Source organism: Bacteroidota bacterium (assembly GCA_008933805.1).
Lineage (GTDB): Bacteria > Bacteroidota > Bacteroidia > UBA8524 > UBA8524 > SB11.
Genome location: WBUH01000004.1, coordinates 179409 through 200191, shown reverse-complemented (window position 1 = coordinate 200191; position 20783 = coordinate 179409). Strand labels below are relative to the sequence as shown.

Here is a 20783-nt window from a genome sequence, read left to right as displayed (position 1 = left end):
ATCAAATACGCATTTTTATGTTTGAGTTTACATTCGTTATAGCCGAATATGTAAAGGGCAATTCAGTAAATACACCAATAAGGAAGTCGTTAAATATCTGTTTTACTGCATTTATTGCAGCAAAACTATATCAACAGATATACGGTGATTATACTTGGCTTGATATAAGTGATTATAAGGGAATACTAAATTTTTTTGTGCTTGGTGATTTTATCATTCCCTTATGCTTAGTTGCATCTGTGATTGCCTTCTTTGAAATTTTCAGTGCTCTATTAATATCCTATATTAATAGGGTTTATTCTATGCGTTGGATGAAAAAAGTTTCAGACTATAATCTGTCATTAGCTGACATTGAAGAGGCGGCTAAAGCCACAATTAAAAAAACGAAAAAAAAATTCAATTTAACAATTACTCCGAAACAAATTCTTCAAGCTCACGCTTTTATTGCACAACAACTGGCAACAGTCAATATGGATGAGGTAAAATTAGCTTTAGCCTTAAACAAAAAACCAATTGAAGACACAATAAAAGTGCTACAAAAAGCAGTTGTAGCATTTATTCTTGCTAAAATTTTCGTGCAAAATTTCGGATGGTGGTGGCTTTCGATTAGCAGTTTACTTGCTCTGACAGCAATTATATTATTACTTACTTCATTAGTTTTTCTCGATATTATCCCGTTGCTTTTTGAAAAAATAATTACAAGCTCCATGAAGCTGGAAAAGGAAGAAAAAACAGATGTCAATCCTGCAAATGATGTAATTTAGCTATATGAAAAAATTATTTTACCTACCTTATTAACTTTGAGCATTCTTTTGTCAAATTGTTCAAAAGATAGTGGAAGTGCTTCACCAAATACTACCGATTGTCAAAATCACCAAAGTAAACGACGCGGAGCAAGATGTAAGGGCGGGACAGAGTCAACTGCAACCGGGTCAGGTGCTTGTTCAGGACACGGGGGCGTTGATTATTGGTTGTGTAAATAAGTGGAATTAACCGAATATTGCAATAATGGAAAAAGAAACTATAAAATTACTCGAACAGATATTAGACAATCAGGTCATACTATTTAAACGTTTGGATGATATTGAGTGTATGTTAAAAAACAGACATCGCTCAGCCCCATTAACAAGTTACGAAAAAGAGCTAGAAACCTTAAACGAAAAACTAAAGGAACAAAGAATTAACTTTAATAAATAAGGCTATATTAAGTATTGATAGTTTTTATCTTATAAGGGTAATATTGACATACGTCTTTCATTGTAATCTATCAATAGTAAACTACTATTCTCTAAATACAATTCAGGAACTACAAAGAAATTTACCAGCGACCCAAAAAACGAAACTCTTATTCCTAAGCCATCTCTTGTTTGTGAAAAAATTATTGAATGACAATTTTCATGTGTTTTATCAAACTCGAAAAGTCGGGAAAAAAGCTCACCTTTAATTGGTGGAATATTTTCATCCATAAGGATGAAATCTTTAAATGGGTCAAGTGACTTAGCTTCTCTGGATTGAGGGTAATAATAGAAAAGTGCATTAAGCCCAATTTTTAGTGTTGCCCCCAAAAAACTTACATGACTAAAAACCATACTCGTATTGACTTTATCAGTTGAACCAACATTAAGAGCTGTAATTTTTAGCTTTTTCGTTTCTATAATTCTTTTAAAAAATTCAGAAAGAAAGTTTATACTTTCTTTTGCAGACCTACTTCGTATAATTAGTCTTAAATTATCATCAAGAAAAATACGGGGCTCAAAATAAGCACTATGACTACTTACATTTGAAACATTTCTATGTATAAGATATATTTTATCATTAATCCTTGACTCAGTAAAATTCGTAACAAGAACTGTTTCATCCTCAACATCAAACTTAATGCATTGATATGGCTCTCCTTTTGCTTTGGGAAAAGATATTGCCACTTTACGGCTTGCGTGAACCCAGAGATTTAAAAGGCGATAAAAATCCTCAAGCTCTGCTTTGGATGAACCTACTGATGCAAATAAATTATCCTGAAAATGTATTTGAGGTCTTAAATAAGACTTAAATCCGCTTTCCGTGCCTGCCTCAAGAACTATTCCTGACTTTTCATCATAAGAGAATATTTCATCAAATTTAAGTGTGTTCTTTCTATGTTTAGCGGATTTATAACCCCTCACTTGTTTGTCACTTCTAATTAAGCCAATTGGGGATTTTTGTATAAAATCCCTCTCAAAACCTGAAAAAAAGTTATTACAGGAGTCACACACACAATCAAGATAGACATCTGCACCCCCTAAAGCTTTAGGAAAAACGTGTTCTGAATTGCCTGCTTCATTTTTCCGACAATAAACGCATAAAATCATCTTCACTCAGTAATATCATAGACAGAAAAATAAATACAACTAATTAGCTCCATTAGAATTTTGCCCATCAAAATTAATTGTCTCTGAAAAATCCAAGGCAGGGTACGCTTCAGCTATTTCTATAAAATGTGTCAATAGCTTAGACTTCGTAAGACTTTTTACTTTCTGAAATACTTGAGGAAATCGATTTTTGATATCAATTAATACCGCCAAGTTGTAGTTAGTCAAAACATAGAGTTCAATCTCTGTGCGGTGAATAGTTATATCTTTTGCATTAAGAAATAACTCAATTTGGTTATATATAATTTGAATGACATCTGCATTGTAAAACTCTTTCTTTAAGTCATGAATATCATCATCAAAGCTTGTAAGGGCTTTAAGAATTAATTCCTGAATGTTCCTTTTTATTCTTATTCCCCAAAGTAATGGCTTACCATCGGTTTGTTCAAAGAATATTATGATTTCTCCAGTATATTCTTTAACATCCTCATTAAGGGTTAGAAATACCCTAAACTTACCTGCATTGGGTATGTAGGAGGTTCTATATAAAATTAATGTTTCCATAATGCTTAACTAAGCTAATTTAGTATTTTTTATTTTACTTATTCTTTAACGGCAATTTCAATCTCAGGATTATTCTCTTTTGACTTTACAATCTTACTATCCACAGGGTAACACTCAAATTCTGAGGTATCTGCTGGTTTCATAAGTTCTGCGATGAAATCTAAATCAGCTTTGTGGTCAAGCCATACGGGTATTGTTTCAGGGTCAAGTAGCAGCGGTGAACGGTGGTGGCCAACTTCCTGTAATAGCGGTGTTGCGCCTGTGGTAAGAATTGAGAACGTGCGGATAGTTTCCCCTGTTGATTTGTCCGTCCAATCTTCATAAATACCAGCTGAAAAAAATGGTTCGCTATCCTTACGGTGGATTAGAAACGGCTTATTATACTTTTCCTTTTCAGAGCCTTCAATAAAAAAATCCATCGGGATAATGCAACGGCGGCTTTTTATAGCATTCCGAAAACTCGGCATAGTAAATATTCCTTTCGTTTCGCTATAAGATGGGTCGTTGGATGGGTTTTCTTTTCCCTCTACACGTGCATTAAACAAGTACATCTTTTTATCATTCCACACCGGACATAAACCAAACATTGCCCATTGATAAGCGACGGGTTTTTCGGGAGTTAAAATACCTGCAAACTTGCCCACCCAAGTGTTTAAGTTTAACTGCATACCCTCTTTGGGGGCTATATCGGTTTCAGGTAAAAACTCTTGTTTTACCTTTTTAAGAGGTAGTTTCTTTTGTCCAAAAGTTCCGCACATATCACAAATTACTCAAATTCTGCAATAAATTTCTCTATCAAATCTTCTCCATTTTCAAATTGTATTAAAGTCTTTTCGGCTATGGAGTAGCTGTTCCAAACTTCTTTTGCTTTTTCACTTAATTCATTGCTTACAACATAAATTAAATGACAGTCTCTCATAATTTTACTTACTTCAATAGCTGCAATTACTTGGGGTCTTTTAATTGAACTGTCTGAACATTGTATATAAACAATATATTCTATGCCTTCATATTTGAATTTTGTGTATAGATTATCAGTTGAGTTGGTGTTTTCGATTATCTTATTTGGCTTAATTTCCTCAAACCCCATTCTTTGCATTAGGTGCAACAAAATTTTCTCAGTTCCTAACCAATTAAGGGTATCTTCAATCTGAGTCTTATTATTCTTAATTGCTTGTATTACACTCTTAATCAAAATACCAAAAACTATAATTATACCGATTATTATTAGTGATAACCATCCTATTGAGATATTATACGTTGTTAATGCGTACATTGGATATATGATTGCAAAAGCGATTAACAATTGAAGAAGTTGCTTTGCACTTGGGAGTCTTCCATTTTCCTCCTCCTCCATGATTGAATAGAAAAAATCATAAAACTCATCAAAATTTTTTCCTGCAACCCCGCGTTGTGTTGGGTCAGGTCTATGAATTACTTTAGCAATTACCAGTGTTGTTGCAATGCTATTTGATAATACAACCGGGTTTTTTAATCCGAATTGCCTTAAAATCAGTAAGAGTAGTTCTTGCCCCCAAAATCTTATAAAATCTATAATCTCAAACAAGAATACGTAGGAGATGAAAAAAAGGAAAATCATTACTAATACAAATCCTTCTCTGAATAACAAAACCCATTGGGTAATATTGGTTAAGTCTTCGGCAATCTTTCTTCCCAATACCCAATCATAGAGAACAAACATTAATGCCAATGATAAAAGGACTTTTAAGACTTCATAAATCAACTTTGTAAACTTATGAGGCTCGTCTGTATAAAACTTCAATATTTCAAACATAATCTGATAGGATTTGTATAATGGAAATATACTCTTAATGTCGTTTAAAAGTCAAGTGTTTCATTGCTCAAACTTTGACCTTAATCATTTCATCCTTATGGTTGCTGCACTGTAATAACGTCAAACGTTTGCACAGTTAAGATTTTAGGAATAACTTGTTATTGGGAGCGATGGTCTTTTGGTTAACCATACATTCTATTATGCGCTTCGGGAAAGAGAACCACCTTCTTTGGAAAACCGTTTACCCTTTGTAAATGGCTGATTTTAGCTTGCAATGATTAACACCCAAATTACATGAAACAAAACACTTCGGTTCGGATAATTATTGCAGTCATTGTATTTGTCTGCGGGCTTGCAAGCATCGGGATAAATTTAGTATTGATGCCACTATTTGTTTTTTCAGGGTTATTAATCTTACCAATTACCAGTGCTTATATTTCGCAAGTACTAAAAATGTCTTCTCAAGGTAAAATAGCCCTTAGCATCCTCTTTTTTATTACAGGCTTTATTGGAATGGGGGTATTGGCTGAAAACCACCCTTCCGACTCAAATATTACCAGTAAACTAGCTACGGATGTTAAACAAGAGCAGCCGAAAGAAGCTGTTATTACTTTAATGGCTGAAAGCCTCACAGTTTCTTATGACGAAAACGAGGTGGCAGCCGATAATAATTACAAAGGCAAATTATTTGCCGTTGAAGGGATTGTAGAAAGCATCGGAAAAGATATTTTCGACGACCCGTATGTAATTATTAAAGGCCACAACTATGGATATAATGTACAATGCTATTTCGCGAACAATAATGGACTTGAGTCCTTGGCTAAGGGGCAACAGGTCAAAATTTACGGACGTTGCAACGGAAGGTCGATACTTAGTGTATTAATGAAAGATAGCAGAATATTGAATGAGTAATACTAATCCCTTCCGTGTTTAAAATAGCATAATTGATTAATTCCGCTATTCTTCGTATTCAATGCCCGGCACTCCCAAATGACGGTATATCATTTCAACCTCTTTTGGGGTGTAATCTTTAGTGCTCCGTTTATCCACCAGCAAATTGGGTACTTTGCGTAACCACTTTTTCATGGTGGGTTCGGATACACCGTATTCATCCTTCAATGTGCTTAAATTCTTGCTTACTAACTTTATTTTGTTCGCCATTTCAATGTTTGAATTTTAGTATGTTTGTTTTACAGTAAGTAAATAGATTATTAATCTAATTATGGACACCAGCAAGGCGGGATAACACCCGCCTTTGTTGTATATATTGGTAGTATTTACCTAATTCCAAATAATGCGATTTGACAGGTTTAGTAACGTCCAACAACACGTTGTTGGTTCATAGTCTTTTTTCATCCGTTATCCCGTCAAACACCCATTTATGAAGCAATGCCCCTGTTTGGTTGTCATAAATCAGGGCTGTTAAGAATTTCCTTTTGTATCGGCCTGTTACCAGTCCTTTCAGTGCATACAGTCCTGTATCTCCTTTCTTATCCCTGTATTCACATGAAAACAAGGTGGTGTGCTGCATCCCTTCAGGTAAATGGGCTTTATCTTTAAAGTAGATGATAAGTTTGTACTTTGCGCGGGCTTTGTACCCCTGTTGTTTCTTTACAAAATGCGGATTTTGTTCCATGTTTCTGCTTGTGTGTTTAGATTAGGTTGTTGGGGCAACAACACGTTGTTTTTGCAGTGCCCATTGTTTTTGGATATTAGTCATAGCGTGGTAAAACATTACCTCAGCCTCCGGCAGCTTCTTGTTTTTAAATCGGGTTTCCCATTTGCGGTACACCTTTAAACGGTCGGTATCGGTCAGCAACTCTTTGCGGGCTTTGTCAAGCTCCAATTCTGCTTTTATCAGTGCCTTTCGCTTGTATTGCAATAGCAGCCATTGTTCGGTTTGGATAAACCCGTAAGGGCATTTGTTGTCAAAAAAGGTAATCGGATTCACAATGAACTTACCCTGTTGGTACTTTTTGGTTTTATCCCCTTCCAATGGCCGCTCCTTCCATGCTGCTATCAAATCCACCCGTTGGATTAAGGTTTGTTGGTACTTTTCCCATCCATCACGGGTTAGTGGTTGCTTAAAACTGCCGTACACGTGGTTAAACAACTTGTTTTTGATTTTACGCTCCGTTTCTTTGTCGAACTGGTGGTAAGGATACAGGGAGCTGATAGCATAGCGGTAAAACTCCAACACCATTGCCAACTGCCATGCGGGGTATTTTTTGGCCGCCGCGCCGCCGCCCAGCCTTTGTTCAGGAAATTCGTCTGTGGATAAGGGTGGGTTTTCCACACAACCATCTGCTTTGAGGGGTGTACAAGAGAAAAGTCCAAGAGGCTTTGCAGTATCAGCCGACAAAGGAGGCTGGCCACTATTGTTTTCTATCCCGTTATCCCCCAATTCACAGGGAATAGAGTGTATATTACTCTTTTCTAAAGAGTTTACAAGATTGCTTTGGCGCACATTTTTCGCTTTATCTGTATTTTCAGTGCTATCGGCAGTGGGTTGGTTTCCCAACAACGTATTGTTGGAGCTTTGGGGGTCGTAAAGTAGTATCCACGCCGGCACGGTTAATTCGTAATCAGCTTTCGTACCCCGAAAGGTCTTTTGTACAATCCCCATTTGCTCCAGCTTGGAAAGGTGGTTTAAAATGGTGCGTTTATCAACTTTGACAAGGTGGGCTAACCGCACATTGTTCATGCGGCAGGGTATGGGGTTAATTGTTAGACACCCTACACGATTATTTTGGCGCACGTAGGCATCGCATACTTTTAATAAAGTTAGGAATAAACCGCCTCTGATACGCTCTTTTGGGGTTGCTGCCTTTTGGTTGAAGTCCTTTACAAACTGGTTGAGGTGCTTGCGTACTTCTGCAATGTCTATCCTGCGGTAATCAAACCCGTCTATTGGGGCAGGGTGTGTATTTTGAGGTGTGGTGCGGTCGGTTCTCATAAAAACAACGTGTTGTTGGGGTTTTGTTGGTGTTTTTGGGCAAGGGTGATGAAACGTTTGTGTATTCGCTGGTGGGTAGCGATTTGACGGGTTAACAGTTCGGTATCCCCTTGGTTATGGGGTACGGTCGGAAACAATAGCAACCGCTGTATGTGCCGTATTTTTTCGGTTTCTGCTTTGGCTTTTTGAAGGTACATTTGCAGTTCCCCTGTCTTAATTTACTTAACTACTTCACCAAGCGGCAAAGGGGGCTATTCAGCCCCCTGCGCTTGCTTATTGTTCACTTGCTTGTGAGGGGGCATTGTTAATGAACGGATGTATATTCGCTAATGTGTGGGGGCTTGCGCAACCTTTGTTTAATTATCCCTTCCTGTACCAGTTCGGTAACGGCTTTTACTACCAGAGCTTTGGTAATACCTCCCTGTGGATTTTGAGATTTTAGTCCGTCGGTTATCTCATCAATAATCAGCCATGTGCGCTGGCTGTCGGTCAAATGCCTGTCGTGGGCAGGGTTGCCCTTTGTATCTTTTGGAGTGAGGTGCGTTTTTACCTGCTCCTTTACCGCATCTATCGAAATAGCTGGGGCAGGCGTTGTGGTTTTCTTTGCCATTGTTATACGTTTTGTTTGGGATTTTGAGGGAGTGAAAGGGATACTGCCAAAACACTGTTGCAACGATTGCAACGGAAAATGCCCGCCGTTACTGAAAAAGCACCCAAAGCAAGGTTAGGTTCAGTTTGCAAAGGCATTTTGCACCCTGTGCAGGGATGGGTTTGGGGCTTGTAAATGTCCATACAAACGAATGGTTAAACGTTTAGCCCTTGTAACTTTTAGCGTCCTGCCTGATTTCGTCGGCTGATTTTTGGCGTTTGGATTGTAGCCACTTGTCCAATTCCTCTTTACGGAATAGGGTAGCTTGCCCGCGCTTAAAAAACGGAAGTGCCCGTTGGGAGGTTAAATGGTACAATCTGCTTTTTGAAAGGCATAAATAGGTGGCTGCCTCTTGCACGGTTAAAGGCTTGTCAATTTGAAAAGTCTGCCCCTGCATCTTGCGGTTCATTTCTGCCACTTGTTGAGTAAGGGCATCTAATTTTTCTGAAAGTTCGGTGAATGGATTTGCTGCCATTTTGTGTTTCGAGTAAGTGCAGCAAATCTGAGAAGAAAAAGTGCATGGGGTGGGCATCCAACCTACCCCGAATTTTGTGCCTAATTTTTGGCCGTTTTGTCGGGGTGGGTTGGTGGGGTAACCCGTCATGTTGGTCGGACTACCCCGTTACCCACCCCATAAGCCCACCCCATAGGTTATTTAGCGCTTTCTTTGACTTTGATTTCCAGTTGTTTAATTAGCTCCTGCATGGGTGCATTTTCGCGTAGGTTTGGAAATTGCTGGAACAGATTTTTCACTGAAAGCAGGTCAGTTTTTAGCCTAAATACGGACACTTTGTTTAGCGTTTTGGCCATCTTGTATATCGGTGAGTTGTCCATTTTAACATTTCCTGCCCTATCGGTAGGTATTTCTTTGTCAAGTATCACATGAATAAACCTTGCTGTTTGGGTTAAGTCAGTTCGGGAAAAATCCACACCTAACGCTCCTAACATATTTATTAAAGCAATTACACGACGGCGTAAAGTAAACTCAGGCGATTTTGCATCGTTCAATGGTGCTACCTCCAATTTTTCAACCACTTGTTTGTTACGTTCGGCCTTTGTTTGTCTTTGAGGTAGGATGTCAGGATAGATTTCCCGATGCGCCGCTCTTAAATGGTTGTTGTAAATGTGTGTCCTTTTCATCTTATCACGACTCAAAAGAAACATTAATACATAATGCAGTTTATAAAACTGATACCGATAGGTTACAATAGTTACCCGATTATCGGGGTGACCGACTTTAATTTGTTTAAGGTTCATCCGCACACCTAATATCGAATTGTACTTTACCTTCGGTTTGGGTACATTCTCCAGTTGCGGCATTTGGTCTGCATTGTCCTCCAATAACTTTTCCAACCTTTCATTAACAGCTTTGCGCTTCTCTTCAGTGGGGTCGGTAATCATCTCAAAGATGCTGAAGAAGTCGTCAGGGTAGCCATGTGTCGGGGGCGGTTGGTTGGGGTGGCTGTTACCCCTGTTTAACGGTTCGTGCCTGTAATACTGTAAATAATGGTTGAAATGGGCGTGCATCACCTCAACAAAGATGTTGTTGCGAAAATTCATAGTTTGGTCTCCTTCCTTACAAATGTGTGTCCTAAAATCATAACTGTAAAACCAACGGTGTTAATACCGATTGTTTTTTCAGTAGAACGCAATTATGTAAAAAACGTGCCAGTTTTTTAAACATTTTCGACAAACTATGTAATGACGGGTATTACACCCCATAGGTAGCAAGGGGGGCTAAAAAACAACACGTTGTTGCAGGTGTTTTTTCAAATAATATTAGTAACCAATTAGTTATACAATTCCTGAGAAACGCTGTGTTGGAAAATCCGCAACGCGACGTTTTTACAAGTGTTTCAGTAGTAATCAGTTAATTTTACCAAAAAACACCGTGTTTTTTGATTTATTAAGTAATTATTTTATTACTAACTCTTTACGTATTTTTTGACTGCAACAACGCGTTGTTGGAAAAGTTGCCTTAATCCGTGTATGGGTTGACACGGGTCGGTTATCCCACCAATAGCTTGGACACTTCGTCTAATTCATCGTTTTTGAAGCTATCCAAATACACTTGCGTCATGCGTTCAGTAGAATGCCCTAACATATTTTGGATTTTGGCAGTGGCTACATCTTTCCGTAACAGTTGGGTAGCAAACGTATGCCTTGCCATGTAAAAGGTTACTTTCTCCCCAAGCCCCAGTTCGGCTTCTATGATTTTAAGGTATTTATTGGTCAAAGAAAGTTTCATTTCTATACGATGGGTAGCCTTTGAAGGAGTATTATATTTCACAGGGTCGAGGATGGGAAAAATATAATCCTCGGCAGGCGGGATAACATTCTCACCGTATTTAAGTTGTTTATAATACTCCACTACCTTTAAGGCAGGTTCTAACAGTAATATATTGTATAGCTTTCCTGTTTTGGCACGGTTATACACCAACCTTCCATTATAGATGTCTTTCCATTGCAGTTTGGCCATATCGGTGAAATTGATGCCCCAACAGTAATAGGAAAAGGTAAAGTAGTTAATGGTATCGTGTTTAATCGACCCTGTTTCGGCGATATAGTTGAGCAGAATTTCTAATTTGGCTTTGTCAAGGGAGCGGTGCTGGTATTCGGGGCGCAAATGGCTTAAACTGTATTCTAAAAACGGGTTGTTGTTCTTTTTAACTACTCTCTCAAGGATAGCTTTGCCAAAAAGAGCCTGTAGTTTATTCAGCATCGTTTTGATGTACGAGTTTTTAAACCCGTTGGCTTTTAAATACTGTTCGTATTTCACTAAAAAAGCAAGGTCAATATCTAAAAAGGTTAACTGTTGATTGTTGTTGGTAAATCGAAGGACTGAGTTCTTAATACTGCGGTAAGTACCTCTTGTGCCGATGCGTCCTTGTTCTTTTAGTTCTGCAAGCAGTTTATCGCAGAATTGAACAAAGGTCATTGAGGGCTTATTATCCTTTATTATCTCCCGAACGGTTCCGGCTGAAAACCCTTTCTTTTGGCGTTGGAGTTCGAGTAGTTCTGTTTGGGCATCCAATAACCGTTGGCTTAAATAGATGTTTAGTTCAGAATGTAAAGGGTGTTTCTTATTGGTAAGCCCCAAAGCTGCGTCCCATTGGGATACTTTTGCTGTCTTTCCTGTGAAGATAAACTTAGACTTGCGGTTGACTGTTACCCTGATTACAATCGGATGGGAACCGTCGGCTAATGTTTTGGACGTTCTAAGTAGTAATTTTATGGTCGCCATAGTTTGTTGTTAAACCCATGTTGCACCCCTAATCGGTACAACATAGGTACAACAAATGTAACAAAATGTGGCATAAAGTAGCAAATAGAAAAGTCAATTATTCGACGAAACATCAGTAATGACAGAGAATAACAAAAGTCAACAAATAAATACTGAGCTTCTGAAACAAGTTCAGGATGACAGTTTGTTGTTGCGGACCGTACGGGAGTCGAACCCGTTTGAATATCCCATAGACAGTGGGGTGCCCTAACCATTAGGCCTACGGTCCAAATAAACACCCTCTTGTGTTCCCCCTTTTTAGGGGGGATCCAACGCGCAGAGCTTTGCGCGGCCTCTCCCTATTAAGGGAGAGTGCTGAGAGGGTGTTCAACAGTTACAACTCCATTTTATTAATCACCTCAACGGCGGTTTGGCCGTTTTCCATAGCCGCCAGCAAGTCGAATATTTTATCGCTCCAGCCGGCTATCAGGTGCACATCGTGGCGTGTCATTCGCAAAGGCGTATTACCGTAACCTGCCAAGTCAAACAAATACAGTTTGGCTTTGGGAGCTATCCGTTTGTAGGCTTTCCATTTTATCTCCATTTGGTTAGCCATCAAACCTGTACTCCACAATTGCACATCGGTAAACATCATCACTTTGTCCACTATCTCGTTGCGGCGTATCAGGTCGTCAATTACCAAATAACCATTGGTCGAGTAACCCACTTCGCCTTCGCGACGATAGTATTCGTTCACGTTTGATAACACATTGCGCTTAGGCATATTTATTATCTTCCAACGGTCGCCAAACATACCGCTCACCACATTTTTACAACGCGATTGCAACAACATACCCAGCATCAAACCCACGTCGTACAACATTATTTTGCTTTTGGCCGATACTGCTTTTTGCATCGAGCCTGAAACGTCGCAGGCTATAACTACGCTGGTATTGCTATCAAAACCCGCTATGTTTGCCGCACTTGCGGTTACAGCGTCTTCAAGTGCATCCAACAAAATGCTCACGCCTTTATAATTCAACTCCTTCAACTCACGGTAGGCCGCCAAGAAACGGAAGGGCAACTGTTTTGAATTGGCCACAGCCTTTTCGTTACTTAAATAAGCAGCTACTTTTTCAAGGTGTACCATTGATACATTTGCCTCTAACATATTGCGCAGGTTACGCATAGTAGCCATGTAGCCCATTTTATTGCTCGCTATCAATTCTTCCCACTTTACTTTGAAAACGGCTGCTTTCACAACAGGGCTTTCAAACTTCTTTTGGCCAAGGGCTGATAATTCAGTTTCCCATGTATAGGGCGTTTGCAACGTATCGTTGGCAATTTTGGTAAATACCGCTTGTTGTTCTTCGTTGGCAGCTTTTGGGTGCACAAGAAACAGCGCATCGCGTAGTTTCACTTCGGCAGCCCGGTTATATTTGGCAAATTGGTATTCATCAAACTTGTTAAATGCCATTGCCAAACCTTTTTGCACCTGTTTTGATAAACGGTTCAGTTTTTTAGCCCCGGTACGGGTGTTGGCCATTTGGTAGTAGGCAAGCAACTCGGCAATTTCATCCGCACGTTGCACCACACCGTTCACCGTTTTACTTACCAAACCGTTACCGTTGTTGGTTTTTGCCAACTCAACCGCCAATACAAGGGGCACGCTTCGTAAGTGCATTTTGGTACGGGTATAAACCGCCAGTTTTGCCACAAACTCAGGGTTGTTTTTTGCAATAAGCGATTGAATACGCTCCAGCTTGTTACCGGCCTTTTCGTAAAAATTATCGCTAAGTCCGGCAGTTGCTACGGCAGTATACAACTCCACCTCAGGGGTAAGTGTATACGCAGGTGCGTTTTCATGGTTCACAGTAGGCTTGATGGCCTTTACTGTTGGGTTTTCTTTTTTAAAGATGTTGAAACGCATGTTTTGTGTCCTCCTTTTGTTTTAATTCTTTTTAGCTGTTTTGCTGATACAAAGGTTGGGACGTACTACGCAGCCGAATTGCGCAGTTAAAGTATTTTATAAATATTTACTTAACTTACTTAATATCATTGAAATAAATGTTAAATGATAAATGAAAATTGAAGAAGTACGCAAATACATTGCGTAGTATTTTGTAGTTTTGGATGTAAATAACCCCGTTTTTAACCATGCCTTTAAACAAACTGGCACTTTTGCGCTATAAAACCATCGACCAATGCCTGCGAAACCGCTTTAGAAAATGGACGCTTGACGACCTTGTGGAAGCCTGTGCAAATGCATTGTACGAGTACGAGGGCATTACGCAAGGCGTGAGCCGCCGCACGGTGCAGCTTGATTTGCAGAATATGCGCAGTGATAAGTTGGGCTACAATGCACCCATTGTGGTGCAGGATAAGAAGTTTTACAGCTACGACGACCGCAATTACAGCATTACCAGCAACCCGCTGAGTAAACAGGATGTGGACACGCTGACGGAAGTAGTGGGGGTATTGAAACAGTTTAAGGGCTTTAGCTATTTTGATGAGCTTACCGAAATGGTGAGCCGCTTGGAGGACAAGATTTATAAACAGCAACACAAGGGGGTATCGTACATTGATTTTGAGAAGAATGAATTGTTGAAGGGGCTGGAGCATATTGACCCTTTGCACAGGGCATTGGTGAGTAAAAAACCGTTATTGATTACTTACCAATCGTTTAAGAAAACACAGCCTACGGTATTGGTGCTGTATCCGTATTTATTGAAGGAGTACCGCAACCGCTGGTTTTTATTGGGCAGACGTAAAGACCATAAGGAAACCACTACTACACTGTTGGCACTTGACCGCATTGTTGGATTTAGTGAGATGCCCGGCGAGCCTTTTGTGGAAGCTGCCTTTAACCCGCACACGTTTTTTGACGATGTGATTGGCGTAACTAAAACATTGCAAGACCGGCCGCAGCTTATTGAACTGTGGGTGGATAAGGATAACGCACCGTATGTGATTACCAAACCCCTGCATCCCTCACAAGAGGTGAGGCGACAAGATGAGGAAGGTATTTATATTACTATTAATGTGGTGATGAATTTTGAGCTGGAGCGCGAAATACTGGGCTTTGGCGAACGGATGAAGGTGCTATCACCACGAAGGTTTCAGCAACGGATTAAAAACAAGTTGGGAAAGGCAGTTGGGTTATATGAAGTAAGAACCGCCCAATAGCATCGGGATTTATTCCCGATAATATATCAAACCTCCCTCTGTCCCTCCTTACTCAAGGAGAGAAGCCACGCACTGCCCGTTGAACGACGAATGGTTTTTGATAACTGTTGCGTTATCTGTGCGGCTGTTAATGTCCTGAGCCTGTCGAAGGATGGCGGGTTAGGATTTATTCCCGATGAGCCTTTCGGCAAGCTTCTTTCGGCAAGCTCAAGACAGGTGGACTATACGTTCTCTTTTTGGAAAAGAGCGGGGATGGTTTTTAGTATCAGTTTGATATCAAACCATAGCGAGTAGTTGCGGGCATAGTCGTTATCAAGGCCAATGCGCTCTTCTTCGCTCATTTCGCCTTTTTTACCGCGTTTGGTCACCTGCCAAAGTCCTGTAATACCCGCAGGAGCCATAAAACGCAGTGCAAAGCGGTCGGTAGTCAGCTTCTCAGCCTCATACATGGGTAGCGGACGGTTGCCCACAATACTCATATCGCCTTTTAGCACGTTCCACAACTGGGGCAGTTCATCAATACTGGTATTGCGTATAAACTTACCCACTTTAGTTACGCGGGGGTCGTCTTTAATCTTAATAAACGTGCTGCCGTCTTTTTGCAGGCGGTACTGCTTATACTCGTCCTCTGTCATTACCTTGTTATCGGCATACAACAGTAGTTTTTCTTTATCAGCTACCTGTTTTTGGGGAGCGCTGCTTTCTTTTTGTTCTGCTTCGGGTTTGTTTTGATATTGGTTCAGGTGTTTCAAGTCCTTAAGTCGCGCATCTGCATTGGTGTACATACTGCGGAATTTGTAAAACCTGAAAATATTATAACCTGTACCCACCCTTAGCGAGTAATAAAACACAGGGCCTTTAGATTCTAATCGCACCGCAAGGGCAACTAGTAAAAACAACGGCGAAAGCATTAATAATGCTAACGAAGAGAAGAAAATATCAAACGCCCTTTTGTTCCAAGGCATTGAATATTCTGGTATTGCAGGGAGTTTTTTCTCTTTTCCGGGGGCTATCGGCGGGTTGGCAATTAAGTAATCCGCACGCAGGGCAAACTCATCGTCAGTAGTTTTTGTATCAAAAAGCTCGGCAATTCCTGCCTCTAAAGCCTCTTTGCGAACTGTAGAGTTGATTTTGTCAACCACTACTGCCATCGGTACATTGGTAAGTTGGTGTGAAGCCCTAAGCTGCATTTGCAAGCCGGCAGTGTTGGGGCCGTTTACAGGACCATAGGCCAACAGCAAACCAAACTTTTCGGCAGGGGTAAGCCACTCAAAAAAGGTAAACCCGTTTTTAAAAATGGCTATCTCGTATTTATCCTTAAACCGCTCCACCATATTTTCGGCATAAGCAAGGTCGGGATGAATAAGGGCAATACGGGGTAGAGTATTCACGTCGGGCTTAGTCATTCTTTATCCTACGGAAAATATTTTCTATGCGGGCTTCTAATTCTTCGGGATTAAAAGGCTTCACCATATAATCGTCGGCACCCGCTTTCAAGCATTTTATTTTATCAGCGGTACTCTCGTTACCTGAAAGCATTACCAACGGAATTTCTCTGAAAAAGCCGCTTGAACGTATTTGGTGTATAAAGTCCAAACCGCTCATTTCAGGCATATTCATATCAGCTATAATTACGTCGGGAATATTACCCTGCTGCATCCACTCAAGTGCATCCTTTGCATTGGTTTTCTGCACCACCTCGTATTTTTTTCCGAAAACGTGGTTCAGAATCATCAGTATCGACTTTTCGTCATCTACAGCAAGTAACTTTTTTGCCATGTAAGGTATGTTAACTGCGAAAGTACTTAATTGGGGCTAAAATAGTGTAAATCATACCTATAATTTTTAATATTCGGGAGCTCAGGTTTCCTAAATGTTGTTATATAGCACCTTTTATTTTACACAAAGTAGTGTTGATTATGACACGAACTTACTTTTTCAGGCATAAATAACAGGCTTTATTACCGGTTTCTTAACCCCTGTTTATTGGCTGTTTTTTACCGAACTTTGTAGTATGCTTCTTGAAATTCACCCCGATAACCCCCAAGACCGATTAATTGAAAAAGTAGTGGAGGTAATTGCTAAAGGGGGGATTGTTGTTTTCCCCACCGATAGTATTTATGCTTTGGGCTGCGATGCCTTTAATAACCGCGCTATTGAAAGGGTTTGCCGTGTTTTAGGCAAAAAACCCGAGAAGGCCAACCTTTCGCTCATTTGTAAAGATTTGGGCAATTTATCAGAATTTACCACGCCCATAGGCACGCCTACCTTTAAGCTGATGAAAAGGGTACTGCCCGGTCCTTATACCTTTATTTTAAAGGCCAACAGCAATGTGCCTAAAATTTTTAAGACCAACAAAAAAACGGTGGGTATCCGGGTGCCTGATAATGCTATTTGCCAGGCTATTATTGAAAAACTGGGACATCCGATGGTTTCATCGTCGATACATAGCGAAGACGAGATTCAGGAATATTTAACCGAGCCCGAAGAAATTTATGGGGTGTATGAAAAGATTACCGATGTGGTAATTGACGGTGGGGCGGGAGGCAATCAACCCTCAACGGTGATAGACTGTACGGGTGAAGTACCCGAAATTATACGCCAAGGAAAAGGGATTGTTGAAATTTAGTGCATCCGCTTGCCCTTCTGACCGCAGGGAAGAATCTTATCGCAAGTATGTAAAAAGGATGAAACAAGATGCTTCACTATCGTTCAGCATTACAGCAAACCTGAACCCTAAATCCCCTAAAAGGGGACTTCCGCACGACGATAGTCGTATTAGTGCGGTTACCGTCCTGAGCCTGCCGAAGGAGCGCGGAGGGTTAAAGCTTTCCGACACCCCCTTGTGTTCCCCCTTACTAGTGGGAATCAGCCGCACAAGTTCATTACAGCAGTATGTTTTTGGGAAAGAATTAACCACGGTTGTCATTCTGACCGCAGGGAAGAACCTTCTTACAAATGTGTTAACAGAGTGAGCGAAGATGCTTCACTATCGTTCAGCATGACAGCAACCCCGACCCCTAAACCCCCAAAAAGGGAACTTTCGCACGACATAGTCGTATTAGTGCGGTTGCCATCTAAAGCCCGCCGGAGGAGCGCGATGGGTTAAAGCTTTCCGACACCCCCTTGTGTTCCCCCTTACTAGTGGGAATCAGCCGCACAAGACCATTACAGCAGTATGTTTTTGGGAAAGAATTAACCACTGTTGTCATTCTGACCGCAGGGGAGAACCTTATCGCAAATTTGTTAATAAGGGGTGATAAGATGCTTCACTATCGTTCAGCATGACAGCAAACCCGACCCCTAAATCCCCTAAAAGGGGACTTCCGCACGACGATAGTCGTATTAGTACGGTTGCCATCCTGGGCCTGCCGAAGGAGCGCGGTGGTCTGTTCCCCTAGGCATTGCCCGCTTCAAAACATTTATTAGCTGCAATGTATTCTTCTACCTCCGGGGTAACAAGATACCCGATAGGGGCTTTTTGGCCTATTAAATCACGGACGTATGTAGCTGATATATGCAACACCGGAGCATCGTAAAAAATAATGTTAGGATGCTTTTCCATTTCGTCGCTCCGATACCCGAAACGATGGTACACCAGTAATTGGTGGTGTGCTAAAATCTCCTTAAAATCCTTCCACTTATTAAACGAAGCAAGGTTATCGCTCCCCATAATTATTTTAAAAACGTGCTGCGGATTACTGCTGCGCAAATGGCGCAATGTATCAACCGTGTACGAGGGGAGGGGCAAGCCAAACTCAACATCGCTGGCTTTTAAATATCCTTTGTTGCCAATGGCCAGTTTCACCATTTGCAGGCGTTGCTGTTGGGGCAATAAATCGCTGTGGGTTTTAAAAGGGTTTTGGGGCGATACAATAAACCACACTTCATCCAACCGCCCAAAGTGGCGCATATAATTGGCTATGATAAGATGCCCAATGTGTATGGGATTAAACGAGCCAAAAAACAGTCCTATATTCAAGGGGGCAGGGGTTAAGATTGGATAAACCGGGTTACTATTTGCTGTGCCCGTTGTTGGGCATTTTCCAGCACATCATTAATCAGCCGCACATCCGCGTATTTTTCATACTCAAGCTCGTGGCGGGCTTTGCCAAGTCGCATATCCAGCTGTTCGGCAGTTTCGGTACTGCGGCTGCGCAGGCGGTTTTCGAGGGTTTCAAAATCTGGCAGAGTAATAAACATCAGCAGAGCCTTATCGCCGTACATCTGCTTCAAATTTTTAGCTCCTACCACATCCACATCAAACACCACGTGATGGCCTTTGGCCCATATCCGCTCCACTTCGCTTTTCAATGTGCCGTAAAAAACACCTTCGTACACTTCTTCGTGTTCTACAAATTCGCCGTTTGCCACACGGGTATTAAATTCATCTACTGAGATAAAATAATAATCTTTACCGTGTTCTTCGCCCGGACGTTTTGAACGTGTAGTGGCCGATATTGAAAACTCGAGCACAGGCATTTGTGCCAGAAGATACTTGGCAATAGTGGTTTTTCCTGAACCCGAAGGGGCTGATATGATGATGAGTTTACCTTGCAAAACGCATTTAAAATCGCGGCAAAGTAAATACATTTTAAGCATTATACAGTAGTGCCCTTTGCGTGGCCTAAAGTAAACACCTGCAATAAGGCGTTACTTCATAATCTGTAAAATAGTTATACTTGCACCATGCCCTTTATAAAAAGGTATTTTACTTGGCTGTTGGTGTTTTTTTGCATGGTGTTTGCCCTGCAAATGTGGTTGTGCAGCGGCACGCTGGCTCCCTATGCGGCAACGCTAGCCAATCCGCATTTGGTAAACGACCAAGGGGATTACATTAGCATTGAGGGGGATACGGATTTTAATGAACTGGGCTGTTATTACATTGCCAATTACGACCACAAGCACTACATAGCTAACTATAAACTGATTGATGGCAAACCGAAGGAAGAATGGAACTGGGCATATTTACTGCGTCGTCCGTTGCTGTACATGGTAAGCTACCCGTTTATGAAGATGTTTGGTTTTACGGGGGGAGGTTTTGTAATAGCCATAGTACTGAATATTGCCGCACTGGTGTGGTTTTGCCTGTGGGCCAAAAAACGCTGGGGCAAAACGGCCTCCTTCGTGGGGCTGGTGTTGCTGAGTGCTTACCCCGCCACTATGTATTGGAGCGGGATGCCCTATCCGCATATTTTAATAACCGCCTGCACACTGGTGCTTACCATATTGCTGTATAAAGTTTGGGAAACCCGCAGTTTACGTAAAACGGCGGTGTATAGTCTGTTGGCGGGTATCAGCTTTTTGGCGTACGACACCTACATATTTTTTATCCCTGCTTTTGGTTTGTTGCTGTTGCTGCAAAAAAAGTGGCGCGCTATTCCGGTATCAATGGTGATGTTGGTATTACCCCTTGCCCTTTGGCTATGGTTTTTGAGCGGGAGAACGTTACCACAATCCAGCGGAAATACTGACATATACGGCAACATTATCAATGCGTATTTGGGCGCAACGGGTGATGTGTTGTGGGCTAATTTCAAAAAACTACCCTACTTGCTGTACCGTAACTTTTTTGATGCTACGTATTTTTATTTGGCGGTGCTGTTTTGTGTGGTAATTGTAATGGGAAAAGTGACCCGCAGCATTGTGCTTGATTTGCCCTTTTGGGCTATTGCAGTGAGTATGCTTACGGTATTTGTGTTTAACAACATGGCTCCCTATTACGAGGGATGGCAAATGCGTGGTGATTGGATTGCCCGTATCTACCAGCCCGCCGTAGTCCTTATTTTGTTGCTTGTTTTCGGGGTGATAAAAACGTGGGAACGCGACGGAAATATGCTGCCCATGTATATTGTGCTGGGATTGGCTGTTACTGTGTTTGTGTTTAATACAAGAATAAATGTATTACCCGCGCTTGGCAACGACTCACTAACCTACCACCATTACCGTTTTTATTTTCACTCCATGCCCGAAACTATGGGGCAAAATCTTGAGAAATACGGTCGCCGCCCGTTGTGGGTTTGCCCTTGATATTTAATGATTTTTGATTTTGAGATTTTTTGATT

General features: G+C 41.0%; 24 protein-coding genes and 1 tRNA gene. 6 read left to right on the top strand and 19 right to left on the bottom strand.

Annotated features, from left to right (window positions below; genetic code table 11):
* Positions 1-17: 17 nt before the first annotated feature.
* Together F9K23_06030 and F9K23_06025 are read left to right on the top strand one after the other, a co-directional pair.
* Positions 18-764 (top strand): hypothetical protein, encoded by a 747-nt coding sequence (locus F9K23_06030; protein KAB2917310.1) that lies wholly within the window; start codon positions 18-20, stop codon positions 762-764.
* A gap of 244 nt (positions 765-1008) precedes the next feature.
* Positions 1009-1197 (top strand): hypothetical protein, encoded by a 189-nt coding sequence (locus F9K23_06025; GenBank protein ID KAB2917309.1) that lies wholly within the window; start codon positions 1009-1011, stop codon positions 1195-1197.
* 29 nt (positions 1198-1226) lie between these two features.
* Here F9K23_06025 and F9K23_06020 read toward each other — a convergent pair whose 3' ends face one another.
* Genes F9K23_06020 through F9K23_06005 form a run of 4 tightly spaced genes read right to left on the bottom strand, consistent with a single transcriptional unit; the run spans position 1227 to position 4704 of the window.
* Positions 1227-2351 (bottom strand): HNH endonuclease, encoded by a 1125-nt coding sequence (locus F9K23_06020; GenBank protein KAB2917308.1) that lies wholly within the window; start codon positions 2349-2351, stop codon positions 1227-1229.
* 33 nt (positions 2352-2384) lie between these two features.
* A complete protein-coding gene (locus tag F9K23_06015) occupies positions 2385-2909 on the bottom strand; it encodes a hypothetical protein (GenBank protein KAB2917307.1) in 525 nt (174 codons plus the stop codon).
* Between the two features lie 38 nt (positions 2910-2947).
* Positions 2948-3667, bottom strand: coding sequence for an SOS response-associated peptidase (locus F9K23_06010; GenBank protein KAB2917306.1), 720 nt, complete (start codon positions 3665-3667; stop codon positions 2948-2950).
* A gap of 8 nt (positions 3668-3675) precedes the next feature.
* Entirely contained in the window at positions 3676-4704 is a 1029-nt protein-coding gene (locus F9K23_06005; GenBank protein KAB2917305.1) for a hypothetical protein, read from the bottom strand.
* 294 nt (positions 4705-4998) lie between these two features.
* On the opposite strand from F9K23_06005, the gene F9K23_06000 reads away from it, so the two are divergent.
* A complete protein-coding gene (locus F9K23_06000; GenBank protein KAB2917304.1) occupies positions 4999-5616 on the top strand; it encodes a hypothetical protein in 618 nt (205 codons plus the stop codon).
* A 45-nt stretch (positions 5617-5661) separates the two neighbouring features.
* On the opposite strand, the gene F9K23_05995 is transcribed toward F9K23_06000, so the two are convergent.
* The 11 genes from F9K23_05995 to F9K23_05945 all read right to left on the bottom strand — a co-directional run bounded on the left by F9K23_05995 (position 5662) and on the right by F9K23_05945 (position 13462).
* Complete coding sequence (locus F9K23_05995) at positions 5662-5865, bottom strand: DUF4248 domain-containing protein (GenBank protein ID KAB2917303.1); 204 nt, start codon at positions 5863-5865, stop codon at positions 5662-5664.
* A 178-nt stretch (positions 5866-6043) separates the two neighbouring features.
* Positions 6044-6340 carry a hypothetical protein gene (locus tag F9K23_05990; protein ID KAB2917302.1) on the bottom strand — a complete coding sequence of 99 codons (297 nt, stop codon included), beginning with the start codon at positions 6338-6340 and terminating at the stop codon, positions 6044-6046.
* A 21-nt stretch (positions 6341-6361) separates the two neighbouring features.
* Positions 6362-7660 (bottom strand): winged helix-turn-helix transcriptional regulator, encoded by a 1299-nt coding sequence (locus F9K23_05985; GenBank protein ID KAB2917301.1) that lies wholly within the window; start codon positions 7658-7660, stop codon positions 6362-6364.
* Positions 7657-7857 carry a hypothetical protein gene (locus F9K23_05980; GenBank protein KAB2917300.1) on the bottom strand — a complete coding sequence of 67 codons (201 nt, stop codon included), beginning with the start codon at positions 7855-7857 and terminating at the stop codon, positions 7657-7659. Before F9K23_05980 ends, F9K23_05985 begins: the two co-directional genes overlap by 4 nt.
* A 107-nt stretch (positions 7858-7964) precedes the next feature.
* The gene (locus F9K23_05975; protein KAB2917299.1) at positions 7965-8270 is read right to left on the bottom strand and encodes a hypothetical protein; all 306 of its coding nucleotides are present in this window, start codon (positions 8268-8270) and stop codon (positions 7965-7967) included.
* A gap of 2 nt (positions 8271-8272) precedes the next feature.
* Entirely contained in the window at positions 8273-8452 is a 180-nt protein-coding gene (locus F9K23_05970; protein KAB2917298.1) for a hypothetical protein, read from the bottom strand.
* 20 nt (positions 8453-8472) lie between these two features.
* Positions 8473-8913 (bottom strand): helix-turn-helix domain-containing protein, encoded by a 441-nt coding sequence (locus F9K23_05965; protein ID KAB2917297.1) that lies wholly within the window; start codon positions 8911-8913, stop codon positions 8473-8475.
* Positions 8914-8960: 47 nt separating this feature from the next.
* Positions 8961-9869: a hypothetical protein gene (locus F9K23_05960; GenBank protein KAB2917296.1), complete on the bottom strand. Its 909-nt coding sequence runs from the start codon at positions 9867-9869 to the stop codon at positions 8961-8963.
* A 448-nt stretch (positions 9870-10317) separates the two neighbouring features.
* Positions 10318-11553: a tyrosine-type recombinase/integrase gene (locus F9K23_05955; GenBank protein ID KAB2917295.1), complete on the bottom strand. Its 1236-nt coding sequence runs from the start codon at positions 11551-11553 to the stop codon at positions 10318-10320.
* A gap of 193 nt (positions 11554-11746) precedes the next feature.
* A tRNA-Asp gene (locus F9K23_05950) sits at positions 11747-11821 on the bottom strand.
* Between the two features lie 105 nt (positions 11822-11926).
* Positions 11927-13462, bottom strand: a complete 1536-nt coding sequence (locus F9K23_05945; GenBank protein KAB2917294.1) for a TROVE domain-containing protein — start codon at positions 13460-13462, stop codon at positions 11927-11929.
* 227 nt (positions 13463-13689) lie between these two features.
* On the opposite strand from F9K23_05945, the gene F9K23_05940 reads away from it, so the two are divergent.
* Positions 13690-14718 (top strand): WYL domain-containing protein, encoded by a 1029-nt coding sequence (locus F9K23_05940; protein KAB2917293.1) that lies wholly within the window; start codon positions 13690-13692, stop codon positions 14716-14718.
* Positions 14719-14939: 221 nt separating this feature from the next.
* Here the strand turns inward: F9K23_05940 and F9K23_05935 are convergent, their stop codons facing one another.
* Both F9K23_05935 and F9K23_05930 read right to left on the bottom strand, forming a co-directional pair.
* Positions 14940-15683: a sugar transferase gene (locus F9K23_05935; GenBank protein ID KAB2917350.1), complete on the bottom strand. Its 744-nt coding sequence runs from the start codon at positions 15681-15683 to the stop codon at positions 14940-14942.
* Between the two features lie 433 nt (positions 15684-16116).
* The gene (locus F9K23_05930) at positions 16117-16497 is read right to left on the bottom strand and encodes a response regulator (GenBank protein ID KAB2917292.1); all 381 of its coding nucleotides are present in this window, start codon (positions 16495-16497) and stop codon (positions 16117-16119) included.
* Between the two features lie 235 nt (positions 16498-16732).
* Here F9K23_05930 and F9K23_05925 point away from each other — a divergent pair, with 235 nt between their 5' ends.
* The gene (locus F9K23_05925) at positions 16733-17347 is read left to right on the top strand and encodes a threonylcarbamoyl-AMP synthase (protein ID KAB2917291.1); all 615 of its coding nucleotides are present in this window, start codon (positions 16733-16735) and stop codon (positions 17345-17347) included.
* A 768-nt stretch (positions 17348-18115) separates the two neighbouring features.
* On the opposite strand, the gene F9K23_05920 is transcribed toward F9K23_05925, so the two are convergent.
* Positions 18116-18700 (bottom strand): nicotinate-nucleotide adenylyltransferase, encoded by a 585-nt coding sequence (locus F9K23_05920; protein KAB2917290.1) that lies wholly within the window; start codon positions 18698-18700, stop codon positions 18116-18118.
* Positions 18701-18711: 11 nt separating this feature from the next.
* On the bottom strand, positions 18712-19278 hold the full coding sequence (locus F9K23_05915) for a guanylate kinase (protein KAB2917349.1): 567 nt from the start codon (positions 19276-19278) through the stop codon (positions 18712-18714).
* 129 nt (positions 19279-19407) lie between these two features.
* On the opposite strand from F9K23_05915, the gene F9K23_05910 reads away from it, so the two are divergent.
* Positions 19408-20748, top strand: coding sequence for a glycosyltransferase family 39 protein (locus F9K23_05910; protein KAB2917289.1), 1341 nt, complete (start codon positions 19408-19410; stop codon positions 20746-20748).
* Positions 20749-20783 lie beyond the last annotated feature (35 nt).